The sequence below is a fragment of the Xenorhabdus sp. TH1 genome, assembly GCF_037260955.1.
GTDB classification, from domain to species: domain Bacteria; phylum Pseudomonadota; class Gammaproteobacteria; order Enterobacterales; family Enterobacteriaceae; genus Xenorhabdus; species Xenorhabdus griffiniae.
Map to the genome: position 1 here is coordinate 3,743,084 of NZ_CP147734.1, position 14,642 is coordinate 3,757,725.

At 40.8% G+C, this 14,642-nt stretch carries 10 protein-coding genes and 1 pseudogene; 10 read left to right on the forward strand and 1 reads right to left on the reverse strand.

Translation table 11 applies throughout. The features are described 5' to 3' along the window. Positions 1-125 precede the first annotated feature (125 nt). The 3 genes from fdhD (at position 126) to WDV74_RS16500 (ending at position 3,454) form a co-directional block, all read left to right on the forward strand. Positions 126-971 (forward strand): formate dehydrogenase accessory sulfurtransferase FdhD, encoded by an 846-nt coding sequence (gene fdhD / locus WDV74_RS16490; RefSeq protein WP_338883891.1) that lies wholly within the window; start codon positions 126-128, stop codon positions 969-971. A 213-nt stretch (positions 972-1,184) separates the two neighbouring features. Next, positions 1,185-1,910, forward strand: a complete 726-nt coding sequence (locus WDV74_RS16495) for a Slam-dependent surface lipoprotein (RefSeq protein WP_338883893.1) — start codon at positions 1,185-1,187, stop codon at positions 1,908-1,910. A 110-nt stretch (positions 1,911-2,020) separates the two neighbouring features. Next, positions 2,021-3,454: a porin family protein gene (locus WDV74_RS16500; protein WP_338883894.1), complete on the forward strand. Its 1,434-nt coding sequence runs from the start codon at positions 2,021-2,023 to the stop codon at positions 3,452-3,454. On the opposite strand, the gene WDV74_RS16505 is transcribed toward WDV74_RS16500, so the two are convergent. Continuing rightward, positions 3,451-3,819, reverse strand: a complete 369-nt coding sequence (locus WDV74_RS16505) for a hypothetical protein (RefSeq protein ID WP_338883895.1) — start codon at positions 3,817-3,819, stop codon at positions 3,451-3,453. The genes WDV74_RS16500 and WDV74_RS16505 overlap by 4 nt on opposite strands. Positions 3,820-4,469: 650 nt before the next feature. On the opposite strand from WDV74_RS16505, the gene WDV74_RS16510 reads away from it, so the two are divergent. The 7 genes and pseudogenes from WDV74_RS16510 to WDV74_RS16540 all read left to right on the forward strand — a co-directional run bounded on the left by WDV74_RS16510 (position 4,470) and on the right by WDV74_RS16540 (position 14,639). Then, complete coding sequence (locus WDV74_RS16510) at positions 4,470-5,210, forward strand: Slam-dependent surface lipoprotein (protein WP_338883896.1); 741 nt, start codon at positions 4,470-4,472, stop codon at positions 5,208-5,210. A gap of 88 nt (positions 5,211-5,298) precedes the next feature. Then, positions 5,299-6,774, forward strand: coding sequence for a surface lipoprotein assembly modifier (locus WDV74_RS16515; protein WP_338883897.1), 1,476 nt, complete (start codon positions 5,299-5,301; stop codon positions 6,772-6,774). 61 nt (positions 6,775-6,835) lie between these two features. Beyond that, a complete protein-coding gene (locus WDV74_RS16520; RefSeq protein ID WP_338883898.1) occupies positions 6,836-9,814 on the forward strand; it encodes a TonB-dependent receptor in 2,979 nt (992 codons plus the stop codon). Positions 9,815-9,834: 20 nt separating this feature from the next. Next, positions 9,835-10,656, forward strand: coding sequence for an energy transducer TonB (locus WDV74_RS16525; RefSeq protein ID WP_338883899.1), 822 nt, complete (start codon positions 9,835-9,837; stop codon positions 10,654-10,656). Positions 10,657-11,032: 376 nt separating this feature from the next. Further along, positions 11,033-12,372 (forward strand): annotated as a pseudogene (locus tag WDV74_RS16530) (MFS transporter). A 463-nt stretch (positions 12,373-12,835) separates the two neighbouring features. After that, positions 12,836-13,300, forward strand: coding sequence for an acyl carrier protein (locus WDV74_RS16535; RefSeq protein WP_338883900.1), 465 nt, complete (start codon positions 12,836-12,838; stop codon positions 13,298-13,300). A gap of 76 nt (positions 13,301-13,376) precedes the next feature. After that, positions 13,377-14,639, forward strand: coding sequence for a beta-ketoacyl synthase N-terminal-like domain-containing protein (locus tag WDV74_RS16540; RefSeq protein ID WP_338883901.1), 1,263 nt, complete (start codon positions 13,377-13,379; stop codon positions 14,637-14,639). Positions 14,640-14,642: the final 3 nt, after the last annotated feature.

The following is a 14,642-nucleotide window of genomic DNA, read 5'->3' on the forward strand; positions in this document are numbered from 1 at the left end:
ATTGCTCATTAACACACCGCCTAACAGGAATTCCGCGGGTGTATTTGCTTCTTATCAGGACACAGATTGATAATATATTATCCACACAAACAGTATTATGAATCAAACTATTGGGGAATTCATTAATGAAAAATAAAAGGTCAGAAAATGAGTTAAATATGGGAGGGATCAGCGGTGTTTTTCGCACCAATGTACAACAAAAAAATGCCAAACAAAGCGGCTCCTTGAGCAGTCCAACGCCGGATTGGGTAGCAGAGGAAGTCCCTGTTGCATTGGTCTACAACGGTATTTCCCATGTCGTAATGATGGCCAGTCCGAAAGATCTCGATCATTTTGCTATCGGGTTTTCCTTGTCAGAAGGAATTATTACATCTGCACAAGAAATTCGGGGGATTGATGCGATAGTTAGCTGCCACGGCGGCATTGAACTGCACATTGAACTTTCCAGCCGCCGTTTTGCGGCATTAAAAGAGCGCCGACGCAATATGGCTGGCAGAACGGGTTGCGGTATTTGTGGCACCGAACAACTCGCAGAAATCTTTCGCCCAATTACGCCCCTGCCTTTCACCCAAACGTTTTCACTCTCCTGCCTTGATGCTGCGCTTGCCCAATTACCACATGTTCAGGAAATCGGCACACTTACCGGCTGTACCCATGCGGCAGGTTGGATTGATCCAGAGGGCAAATTGCTTGGTGGTTGTGAAGATGTTGGCCGCCATGTTGCACTGGATAAGTTACTGGGAATGCGAGCAAAAACAGGCTGGCAACAAGGTGCGGTGTTAGTTTCCAGCCGTGCCAGTTATGAGATGGTACAAAAATCAGCTAATTGCGGGGTAGAAATTTTATTCGCCGTTTCTGCCGCAACCTCACTTGCCATTCAAGTCGCCCAGAAATGTCATTTAACGTTGATCGGATTTTGCAAGCCAGGGCGAGCAATAGTGTATACCCACCCTCAACGATTAGTGGATTAATTGAAATCCACCAACTCAATCTATCCTCAAAAATAATGTAATTTTGACCAATAATTAAACAAAATAAAAACATAAGAATAACTTATGGTTTACAGCATTGTTTAGGCAACATACATTTTATTTTCTGTACATTTATTGAGCATTTTAACCCCAAAAGTTCAGGACGTTCTTATAACAGGATGACTACATATTCAATATTCAGAGAGACTACTCATGAAAAAAATCAATATATTCATCGCGATGTTAGGAATTCTTGGCGTTACAACACAAGTTCAGGCAAAAGTTGGTTATGGTATAAGCCAACAAGAAACCGACCCACATCTTATAATCGGAGAGGTAAATGGTGAACCCGCCCTGGGTTTCACTCTACCTATAGTAAAAGGCAAATTACTTTCTGCCTCCCGGCTGAAAGGTCTAGCTACACTCGACAAGAATGGTATCTATCATGCCTATCATTCCAAAGGGGATGGTACAAAATTCGGTATCGAGAACCAGTATATCGATATCGGTCAGGTTCCCAATACCGAAGTTTACTTTGGCGAATGGGCCCAAAAAACCCCCGATAAATCGGATGTCACTCATACTGTTTTTTATGCGGGCGAAAATGTGACAACCAATCTGCCAACAGGTGGCACTGCGTCCTATACAGTAAAAGGCTTAAGCCAGTATAGTGGCAAGAATCTCCTCTCCGGCAAACTCGTCGCAAACTTTGATACCAAAAAACTGGATGGCTCACTGAGCAATGGTTCACTCAATATTGGTATCGATGCCAATATAAATGACAATGCCGGATTTTCCGGTAAAGCCACAGCCAACGGGAGTATTAATGGGGTTACCGATGGAAAATTCTTCGGTGATTCCGCCTCCTCTCTGGCAGGGTATGCCAAATTTGATAGCGACAGAAACAAAGATACTGCCTTCGGCGGTGCTAAAGAATAATTATTAATTCTCCAGAAAACAGTGTCATTTTGTTTGGGCGCTGTTTTCTCTTCATCTTCTTTACCCGATTTATTTCAAATAAATCGGTGGTTTATGAAGCGGATTTTGTTATGTCTGATCAAAAAAAAGTGACTGCAAAAGAAATATTGCCAATATTTCTTATCATGCTGCTGCTCTCATTCTTTTCCCCGACAGTTTATGCCACTGAAAATATTAGCCCCAAGATTTGGCAAAAAGCACGATACAATCACCAGGAAATTGAAGTCCCAAACGCGACGTCTATAAAAGTGGAAAATAATCTTAAGGGTATCAGTCAAGCTCTGTACCTTGCTATTAACCACCAGCAGTGGCAAAACGTCAGGCGCCTCTTGCTGATTTATCAAAAAATTCCTGGGTACGATCCGTTACTTATCGATTTTGCTCAAGGCGGACTCGCACATCTTGCAGGGAATTTAGCGCTGGCGACTTCTTATTATCAAAAGATCCTACGTCAAAAACCGAATTTTACTCGCATCAAACTGGAGCTGGCTCGTGTTTATTTTGAAGATCACAAAAATCGGGAGTCCGAGCAACTATTTAAAGAAATCAGTAAACAATATCAATTACCAGAAATGGTCTTGAAGAATATTGACCGTTATCTGGCCGCAGTAACCCAAAGAAATGACTGGAGCGGTTCATTCTCATTTGGCTATACCTATGACGATAATATCAATATGTCTCCAAATCAGAGACCCATCTGTCTGCAGTCTATCAAGGGACAGTGCATCATTGAACGGAGCATACCGAAACCTATCAAAGCATGGGGCGGGACTTACAGCGCTACTTTAAGCCGACGTTACCCGCTTGTCGGCCATCACGGCATTTTTGGCCGCGGGTTGATTTATGGTGAAAATTATCGCAATTACCACGACGAAAACGAAAATATGTTCTTGCTGACCAGTGGTTACAACTACAAAAACAGGAACCAGGATTTATCCTTTGGCTCTCTATTTGAATATCAACAGCGGGCAGGGAAGACTGAATATCATGCTATCGGTGCCAAAATAGAGTGGCAATGGGCTATCACCAAACAAACCATCCTTAATGTTGAACTTGGACATAAAAAATTGAGTTATCAACCGCTTTACCGCAGGAAAGACGGCGAACTTTCCTCATCCTATTTCAGCCTATCTCATGTTATCAATGAAAAATTAATTCTGTTTGGTGGCGGCAATTGGAGCTATCGAAATAATCAATACCCGGCAGATCGCTACCAACAATGGAGCATAAGTGCGGGAATAGCTGGACAACTCTATTCCCGCATTAATGGTTCACTGCTTGTTACTCTAAGGCAACAACGCTTCGGTGCTTACAGCGCATTATTGGGTGCCAGACGCCAGGACAATGAACAAATCTATACTGCCGCCATTAAATTCCCTGCCGCGAAGATATTGGGCATGACACCTTCTTTAACTTTCCGCCATCGACACAATCACAGTAATGTGAACTGGTTATACAGTTATGATAAAAACGAGGTACAGATACAGTTAGAAAAATCTTTTTAATCGAGGCTATGGTACATCCACAAATTAGGCTCAATGTAATAAGCCATCTGTTTTTCAACATCTACTACCAATGGCACCAGACCACCCGGAATGACGTATTCCCCGCTTTGCGGAAACTTCATGCCTGTCCATTCCTGCCACTGTTCTAAAGTGCCATAAATATCCATGGAGCGCAGGGCGGGCTTGATGATTTTGGCGCCTAATCGACAATGGGTACGTATCCACGGATCAAATGGTTCGCCTTTACCATTTTTCCATCCGCAATATTCGATAAATAGAGGCCAATTGTTATCAATAAGCTCCTCTACCTCATCACCAAGATCTGTCCTTTCTTCAGCAGACTGAATAACCATTTTTGCTTCCATAATGCATTTCCACTTAGCTTTTTTCAGACAGATATATGAGATATGCCCCTTATTCTTTTAAATAACGGCTTTCTACAACGCAAAAAATAAATATATAACATGTACTTGATTGGTTATTTGCGCTCAAATTTCACCATAACTCATTATTTTCCACAACAGAGAACGAATATTTCTCCATATATACGTATTAAACTTCAAGTCGCAATTTACAACACGATATGAAGCCTGATTTCTCCCCGCTTCGCGAGGAGAAATCACACGCATATTGAAGTTAGATTGGTATAAAATATATGTATTAACTTTGTTTAATTATATGAGTAGTTATATAACCCTATTAATTTAATAATATAGGAAACTTTTTAATTTTAATTAATTTATTAACAATAAAATAACCCCAGTAAATAAAATCTACCAACCTCACATTTTCAAAAAAAAGTAGATAGTTAAAATCTTACCAAAAATGCAAAAAATAAAATAAAAATCAATAAAATAAAAAAACATTGACTAATAAACCCCATTATTAGTGAAACAAATAGTAATAATTATCATTTACATTATCATTTGAACGGAGTACGTTTTTCTCGCGCGATAAATCAGGCCGTTTTTAAGATTGGGTAACGAGGGATCCCCCACTCCAAACGAGGATAATGATGAAAAAGTTCAACGTATTAATCGCCGCTTTAGGCACATTGGGATTTATAGCACAGGCTCAGGCAGAAGTTGGTTTCGGGCAGAGTCAAATAAGCTCACCATCATATGTCAAGGTTGGTGAAACTCAAACAGGTTCAAATTCACACGGTGGTGCGAATGGCGCCCCAGGCATTGGAGTCAGTTCAATCGGTGGAGGAAAACTTATCGGTTTTTCTGGCTTAACTCGCATGGCACCAACGGACAGCAATGGTATTCATAATATCTCAAGAGCAGGCGCACCAGGCTCTCATGGCGGGATGGGGGTATTCCATTTCAGCAAAGTTGCCAATGCTGACGTTTATTTTGGTGAATGGTCTCAGACCGGTCAGGCTGGTGATAGTACCCATACGGTTTACTATGCAGGCAAGGATATCACTACCAATATTCCAACCGACGGTACAGCAACTTATACAGTGACAGGTATTAACCAGTACAGCGGTGACAATGCTCTGGCCGGTACATTTACCGCAGACTTCGGTGAGAAAACCCTGGTCGGTTCCATGGAAAATACCGCAATGACAATAGATATTAGTGCCAATATTGGCGCTGATGCCAAATTCAACGGTATAGCCATAACTGATGATTTGGTTGGCAGCACCAGTGGTCACTTCTTTGGCGATAACGCATCTAGTTTGGCAGGGTATGCGAAATTTGCTGATGATGACACCAAAGATACCGCTTTTGGTGGTTCTAAACAGTAATCGTTAATTTTCCAGAGAACAGAACCATCTTGGGCTGTTCTCTGTTTTTTTATTGCTAATAACGTGAGCTTTATGATCTGGTTTCCCGATGTCTGAGAATAAAATTACGCCAATATTATTAACGACGCTGGTGGCTCTATGCCTATCCCTACCCGTTTATGCCGATGAAGATACCCCAAGAAAAATCTGGCAAGAAGCACAACATAATCAACAGGAAAATGAAACCAATCTGATTACGCCAGATCCTATTTTTGTTGAAAATAATGCTTCACTGATTGTCATTAACGGACAAACGTTTCAGGTCGAAAACAATATTAATGATATCGGCCAAGCACTATTCCTGGCTATTAACCATCAACAATGGTCAGATGTCAGACGTTTTCTCTCGGCTTATCAAAAATTGCCGGAACATGATGTAATGTTGGTCAATTTTGCTCAGGGCGGGCTGGCACGTCTTGAGGGAGATTTAGATCTCGCCGCTTATCATTATCAACAAGTTCTGAATCAACAGCCCGATTTTCCTCGTATCGAACTAGAATTAGCTCGCGTCTATTTTGAGGATCATAAAAATCGGGAAGCTGAGCAACTGTTTACTGGATTGTATAAAGCACAAAAGTTACCAGAAGTCGTGCTGAAAAATATTAACAGCTATCTGGAAGCGATAGATCTGAGAAATAGTTGGCGCGGCTCTTTCTCGGCTGCTTACGCTTATAATGATAATGTAAATATGTCTCCTGATCAGGAAAATCCCCGTTACGATTTTGATCCCATAAAGCAAATATTCTATAAAAGGCAGATACCAAAGGCCATCAGAGCATGGGGTACGTCTTATGACGCAACATTAAGTCGGCGTTATCAACTTACTGGTCATCACGGTATTTTTGGTCGTGGCCTGATTTATGGTGAAAACTATCGTGATTACCATGATGAAAACGAGAATACATTTCAACTGGTTAGTGGATACAGCTACAAAAGCAAAAGTCACGATTTCTCTTTTGGGCCTCTGTTTGAATATAAACAACGAGCAGGCGAACCCTATTACCGTGCGGTAGGCGCCAAAACAGAATGGCGATGGGCATTCACACCCAAAACAGCCATGAATGTTGAACTTGAGCACAAACAGCTACATCATCAGCCAAGTTTTCGCCGGAAAGATGGCAGCTTTACCTCAGCCTACCTCACTCTGTTCTACTCCATTAGTAAAGACGTTGTCCTGTTTGGCGGCGGCGATTGGGTTTATCGTGACAACGACCAGTATGCCGAGGATCGCTACCAGCAATGGGGAATTCGGACAGGAATTGCCGGGCAAATCTATCCCGGAATCAATGGCTCACTGTTTTCCACACTGAAAAAACGCCATTTTGGCGCTTACAGCCCGATGTTGAATGCTACACGCCAAGATAATGAGCAGATTTACAGTGCCGTCATTAAAGTGCCCGCCGCTGAAATATGGGGCATGACACCTTCTTTCACTTTCCGCCATCGACGCAATCACAGCAATGTGGCTTGGATGTACAGCTATAACAAAAACGAAGTGCTAATCAGGCTAGAAAAATATTTTTAATCAAATAGTTACTCTTTTCATTTGTGTGATGATAATTGATAAATCGAGGCAAGAGACATCAATGACATACCGAATTAAAACACAGTTCACCCCCACCACAATTGCATTGTCACTGGCATTATCACTAATTGCCCCACCCCTATTTGCCGAATCCAAACCTACAGCCACAACCTCAAATAGTAAGACGGATCTAGGCAAGATTCGTGTCACGGATAACAGTGATAAAGATGAAGAGGGTTATAACGCAGTCTATGACAAAGATATTTCCAATATTTATATCGGTAAAGAGCAGATAGAGCGCTACAAGGGCGCTTCTCCCGCCGATTTAATTAAAGGTGCTGTCGGTGTATATAGCGGTGACGCCCGCAATAGTGGCTCCCTAGATGTCAATATCCGTGGGGTTCAAGGACAAGGGCGAATTCCCATCACCATCGATGGCACAGAACAGGCTATTACCGTCGGGCGTGGTTATAATGGAGCCAATAACCGTAACTACATCGATCCAAATTTAATCAGTAGCATTGAAATCGAAAAAGGTCCTTCTCTGAACCGTAAAGTTAAAGGATCAATCGGTGGGGCAGTATCTATCAAAACTTTGACCATTGATGACGTGGTACCGAAAGGGGAAACTTTCGGTATCAATACTAAGCTGGAAACCAGTAGTAACTCTGTGAGAGAGCACACTCCGTCCCTGCCATTGGGACAGGATTACCGCGATATTCCTAACTTTATCCAAAACAAGGTGGAAACCGATCCGGAGTTGCAAATTACGCCTCATTCATCGAAAGACAATAAACTGTTTGGTTTCAAAGATAATGCCTTCCGTATCGCATTAGGAACACGGCAGGAATATTTTGACCTAATGCTGGCCTATGCATACCGTCGTCAGGGTAACTATTTTGCCGGCAAAGGGGGCGCCCATCGCTATGATGAACCCATTACGGAAAACGATAGGGAGCTCATGAAAAATGTCCAGACAACACTGGATCCCTATCTGCCTTTTGCCGCTCGTATCTATCACCCCGGCAATGAAGTTCCCAATACTTCCAGTGAAATGCGTTCTGTATTAATTAAAAATACTTGGCGTTTCACCGAAGATCAGGTTCTACAGTTGGGGATTCGTAATACCCATATGGAGTTTGGTGATATTATGCCTTCACGTTTAGGCTGGGTTATACCCGAAGAAAATAAAATTCCTCAATGGCCATTAGCAAAAGTTCACCAGAAAGCAGCCAATCTGACCTATAAATGGCAACCTGAGAATAACCCCTATGTCGACTTCGACATGAATTTATGGACAACTCGCACCACCAGCAATACCAACACGGCGGGAGGATATCCGCGTACCCCTGTTGACAGAGACTGGCGTTGGGAAGATGGTCTTGAGGGCAGAAACGCCAATATCGATGGCACATTGATCAATACCGCTCTCACTCATTCTCAAAACAATCGTTGGGGTGTTGATCTTTCCAATAAATTTACCCTGCACCCGAGTTTAGAACTGACTTTAATGGGAAATTTCCAACGGGAACGCCTTGATTCCAATGATGATTATGATTCACCTAGTCTATATTTCGACCAGTCACCGACACGGAAAGGACAACGTCAGGAAATCAATCTCGCTTTTAACTTTAACTGGCGACCTGCTTCATGGCTGGAACTGAATGCAGGAGCCAAGCGTGTTTCTTATTGGTCTCAAGATGATTTGCTTAATGAACGGCGTGCCGTAAAAGATAGCCGTTATCAGAAACAACCGGAAACCATTGGTCATGAAATGAGTTATTGGCGAACAATAACTGAAACTGAATCTAATATGATGAAAAAAAGAAAACAATTTATAAGATCAAACAACAGCTTGAAAATGAGCTCCGCAGAGAGGATTGAGTTTATGAATAAACTCCAAACTGAATACCCTGTGGTTGAGACAACTCGTATTGATTCACGTGATGGCCTAAAGCGTAATATGGTTAGAGAAAAATTCACTTGGAAGTACGATCCTAGCAATGGCAAGCTCAGTAAAAGCGGTAACCTCTATTTCAATGGCCAATTAGACATGAATGAAAAGGTTATTGACCCAATAAGCGGCAAAGAAGTCTATAAATATGAATACGGTGAGAGAGCTGACGCTACTGGCGTACAAGGCCCTGCTGTTGACGATCCTTGGGAAACTGCGCCAAAACGTAAGGATCACGCTTGGGCACCTACTTTCTCCGCGACGGCCTATGTTACAGATGATTTCCGTATCTACGCCCGTTATGCTGAAGCGGTAAGAATGCCCAGTATTTTTGAAGATACCGTCGGTTTTTCAGGCTCTCCAACCAACCAAATAGGTCATAAATTTAAGCCTGAGCGCGCAAAAACCGCGGAAGTTGGCTTAGTCTACGATGTCAGCCAATTAGTCAAAGCTGAACGCCATGCTGATATCAAACTCTCCTATTACAACACCCTCATTGAAAATGTGTTCGACCGGGACACTACCTATAAATTCTCCCAATTGGACAAACAAAAATTGGCGGGCGTGGAACTACAAGCACGTTATGACAACGGCAGTTTCTTTGCCGATATGGGGTTGGTCTATAACATGAAAAACAAGGTCTGTGACCATAACGCTGTCATGAGACTGGATTCCCAGAATCGTTATGGTATACCTGAATGTATTGATGGTGGTTTCCCTGGCGGTTATTTACGTACCTCTATTCAGCCTAAATACTCAGCTAACCTGAGCGTCGGCGGCCGCTTGTTTGATGAAAAACTGGAGCTAGGCAGCCGAATGCTCTATCACAGTAAGGCAGAAAATAAAGATGAAAAATGGCTGATGAATGCCTTACCGGATATTTATAAAGGACAGTCTAATAACCCAATGCGCTGGAATCCGGTGCTTACGGTTGATGCCTATATCAACTATCAAATCACTCCGGCTATATCCATAGAGTTAACTGGCACAAACCTAACTAACCGCTACTATCTCGATCCGCTGACACGTTCGATGATTCCAGCGCCGGGCAGAACTTTTAAACTCAGTTTGACCAGCCAATTTTAGGGGCTTGATGAGAGGATCGTATGACCAACACAGCCATATTAGACAATCCAGCCGCTTGTTTTCCATTGATGCCCAGAAGGGGAGTGCTGGTTGGTATCTTAATCGCTATTTTATTGCATACCAGTCTGCTATGGCTGTTTAACCGACAGACTTCATATGATGATGACGCGGCACATCATATCAACAATAACGCTTTTACTACCGGGCTATCCATTACGATGGTTGCTGCCCCATCGTGGGAAAATAAGCCAGAGCCTGTTTCTCCTCCCTCCCCACTTTTGACCGCACCGGAATCACCAACAAAACCAGAACTCGTACTGGATAGAGCCATTCACCCTGAAAATAAGATAGCAAAACCGCCAATAGCCGATAAGCCTAAGAAACGCCAAAAGCAGCCGAAAGAAAAACCGCAAGAAGTAGCAGAAAAGAAAACCATCCAATCACCACAGGTAGAGAAAAACAATCAGACAGAGCAGGAAACGCATGGTAACGATCAGGCTAATTCAGAAGGCAGTATGAGCCGCGCAGCAACATCACAACCTTTGGTGGGGCAAGGAAATAGTGAAGTAGACAATTACTCCGCAAGACTGCGGCAAGAAATTGAACGCCATAAACGCTATCCCCGCAAGGCAAAAAGGATGAAACAGCAAGGTATAGTCACCGTCAGCTTTACCCTGCTAAGTGACGGCACCTTGACTGCCGCCAAAGTCGTTAATTCCTCCGGCAATAACATACTGGATAATGCCGCACTCGATGCGATCAATAATGCCAATTCAGTTGGCCCTATACCAGTAGGTATAAAGCCCGATGTTGTGCTGACACTTGATTTTACATTGAGGTAAGTCCCATCTCTCGCTCCCAATCGGGGCGAGGATTAATTATCATTGTGACTAATTAGTTAACTCAAACCACAATAACGTAATCAAAATACAAGAAACATAGTCATTTATTGGAATAATATATGATATAAAAATCCGTTACAGATAAAAAAACTCATTAATTTAAATATGTATTGTTTTTAATAAAAAAGTTATAAATCAATTATTATTTTTTAATATCAATTCCTTGTTTTTATAAGGAGATAGTATAAGCGAAATAATAGAAATCGATGTAAAGTCCCTAACCGGTAACTATCTATGATCTGGTGATATATCAGCCATAATGACACCTGATTTTTTTTCAAATTTCAACTATTGAGAAAACAAAAGGATCCAGTTAATGAGTGAACCAGTTATTGCAACCCGAAAATACACCGGATTAATCGGAATATGTATTGCAAGCTTTCTTGGATGTATAGATCTCACCGTTGTGAATACCATTATTCCTGCAATTGGGCGTGAATTTAACACCTCGTTGAGGGAAACACAGTGGGTTACTTCTATATTTATGATAGCCCTTTCCGCTTTTATGGTACCGGTTGGAACATTGGCAGATAGTCGCGGGCGCAAAAAATATTATTGTGGGGATTAATTCTGTTTGGTGCAGCATCATTACTTGTTGGCCTCGCAACAAATCTTGCCGCCATCACTGCCTTTAGGTTTATTCAAGGAATTGGTTGTGCAATTCTCTATACTGTTTCTGGGGCTATTATCTCCTACTTATTTGATGAACATGAGCAGGGAAAGGCTCTTGGTATCTTATTTGGAGTTAACGGACTTGGGCTTGCGATAGGCCCAATCATCGGGGGATTATTTGCAGGCATTGTAGATTGGCGGTATGCATTCTTGATAAATATTCCTTTTATCATTATTAGTTTTATTCTATGCATCTGGTCTATACCCGAATATAAAACCGAAAAAGTGAAAAAATTGGATATAGTCGGTTGTATCCTTCTGATCATTTTTCTAATAAGCTTAGTCAGTTATTTCTCTCTATATGGGAATGCCCCGCAACAATGGAGTCTATTAGCTATTGCGACTATAACGTTGTTTGCCTTTATAATACATGAATTAAAAACACCAGAACCAATTGTTGAATTTAATTTTTTCCGCAATATGCGTTTTGTTTCTGCACTACTTGCAACATTTTTTCTCGCTTTTTTCTATTGCACAATTCTGCTTACATTACCCATGTTTTTCGCAGGACAACTGGATAAAAATGACATCGAGATAGGGATATTCTTATTACCAGCTACAATCATGTTTGCCTTGACATCTCCTTGGGTAGGTAATCGTAGTGAAAAATTTGGCCCACAACGGATCATTTTAATTGGCTTGCTACTATTTGTAGCCTCTGCCATTTTCCTTGCTCTCGCCTCAACACAGGTAAATGCCTGGTGGTTCATTATCCCACTGTTGTTATTTGGTATGGGATGGGGATCAATTCTCGGTCCGTCAACCTTAATTGCACTGGATTCTCTGCCTCGTGAACAAGCCGCTGTTGCCATGGGAACTTCGTGGACGATTCATAATGTAGGGGGAGCTTGTGGTATCGCTTTTGCTGTATTTTTGTTAGATCGCTTCAATACATTGCTCCAAGGTTATCAAGCTTTGATGTTATTTTTGGCTGGACTTGCATTAGCCTTTATTTTCATCTGTTATTTTCTCAATCGAAAATAATTTCAGTGGCTCTCTATGAAAAAACAGAGAGCCACCAAATTAATGGCAAGGTGTTATACAGTCATATAGAAACATTTACTACTTACACTTTTTTATCCGACATTCCTCAGCTATATATACGCATTAAACTTCAAGTTGCAATTTACAACACGCTATGAAACATGATTTCTCCCCGCCTCGCGGGGAGAAATCACATGCATCTTGAAGTTAGATTGGTATATATAATATTTTGATCTTTAAATTTTTTATATTTTATATAGAAATTAATTATTAATAAAGTGCGGAATGACAGTGTAATCATTTATGCAATTCTATTGTTTTTTATATGTATAATATATTTTGTTAATTGCACCATTATGTTTCTCTGGTTTTTATTCATTTTTGTTGGTAAAAAAGCACATACATTTTCAATTATTGTTCTTCATAAACACATTCCTTTTATTGTTTTATTGGGGCTACTTATATGGAAAAATACATTTCCGCTGTATGTGAAGAGGTTTCTTCAATTCTTTTTGTTGACAAAAATGTTATTAATGAAAATTCTTCATTAATTAATGAATTAGGGGCTGACTCTTTGGATATTATTGATCTTTCCTTTAATCTCGGGAAAAAATTCAAGATTACCATGCCAACTAAAAGTATTTTTTCTCATGTTCAAGAGACTGCGTCTGAAAACATAATAAATCGCTTGTTAACTGGGGATGTCCTTACCGAGGAAGGTAAAGGATTGCTTGCTTTTAGTTGTTATAACTATACAACAGAGCAATTAGGCTCTATTTGTACATTGGGTGATTTATTCGGTGAAACTAATGTCCATAATTGGGCTTCATTATGTAAATCTATTTGTGAATCAGATAGTAAAAATGCAGATGACATTATTTTAGCCGAAATCGAAAAATATTGTCATGATATGTTAATAGGGTTGTAAAGTTGTTAACTTTTGTTTGCAATTATATTAACAACTTAAATATAAAAGTCATTTTGTCACTAATATGGAAGTAAATATGGCTGGTATAACTACAGAGAAAGTGGCTGTAACCGGTTATGGTTTGATTGTCCGTAATCATAATTGTCCAAATGATTTATTCAATTCATTGATGAATAAAAAGTCACTTATCTGTGAAGATGAGTTATTAAGAAAATATGGAATAAATAATATCCCTAGCGCAAAATTAACTTCCACAGATATAAGTAGCTTACGCAATCAATACAACATCACTGGGCAATCATCCAATAATGTTGTTTTATTGATGGCCTATTGTTCAGGCGCAAACAGTTTGCAAATGGCAGGATTAACCTACAAAAATCTGAAGCAATATAGGTGTGAATTATTTTTTGCCAATAATAAGATGTTTATTGATGGTGATACCTTGAACCATTACTTCAACGGAAATGTATCATCCTCAGAATATCTTGACGTTGAACATCTTGGGGCGCTGATGCGCCCGTATGAAATTGCTGAAGAGTTGATTGAACGCTTTAATATGTCAGGGCAACCAAGAGTCTATAGTGATGCTTGTACGGCAGGTATGGTCGCTCTCTATTCTGCATATCACTCCATTAAAAGTGGCCGAAATGATATAGCTCTGGTTGGTGCTTCTGAAGAAGCAACCCATCCTATTATGCAAATATTGTTCAAAAAAGTTAGGGCCCTTTATGATGGTACGTTTACAGAATTAAGCCAATCTTCTCGGGCATTTGATAAAGACAGAGCAGGCTGTGTCTTGGCTGATGCCTCTGCGTTTCTAGTGGTTGAGAATTATTCTCATGCGATTACCAGAAAGGCCAAGATACTCGCTGAGATTGCAGGAATATCCCGACAATCTGAAGGTTATAAAATGACATCAACAGATTTATCGGGGCAATATTATCTCGACTGTATGTCTTCAGCACTAAAAGATGCCGGGCTATCGCCTGAAAATATCGATCACATCAACTCTCATGGCACTTCAACTGTTAATAACGACCTTGCGGAAAGTAAAGCTATTAATGCTCTTTTTCCGCATAAACCACCGGTTATTTCCACGAAGTCGGCAATGGGGCATTCGTTAGCCGTTAGTGGGTTACTGGAAGCAATACTCTCAATTGAAACGCTAAATAATCATCAACTTCTTCCCAGCCTTAACTTTTCTGAACTGGGAAAAATGGATGGAGTCATTAATGTAAACAGTTCTACAAAAGCGATGCGCGCCAAATATATCCTAAGTAATTCCTTTGGCTTTGGTGGAGAAAATAGCAGTGTGATCTTAAAACGAGCTGAAGGATAATTT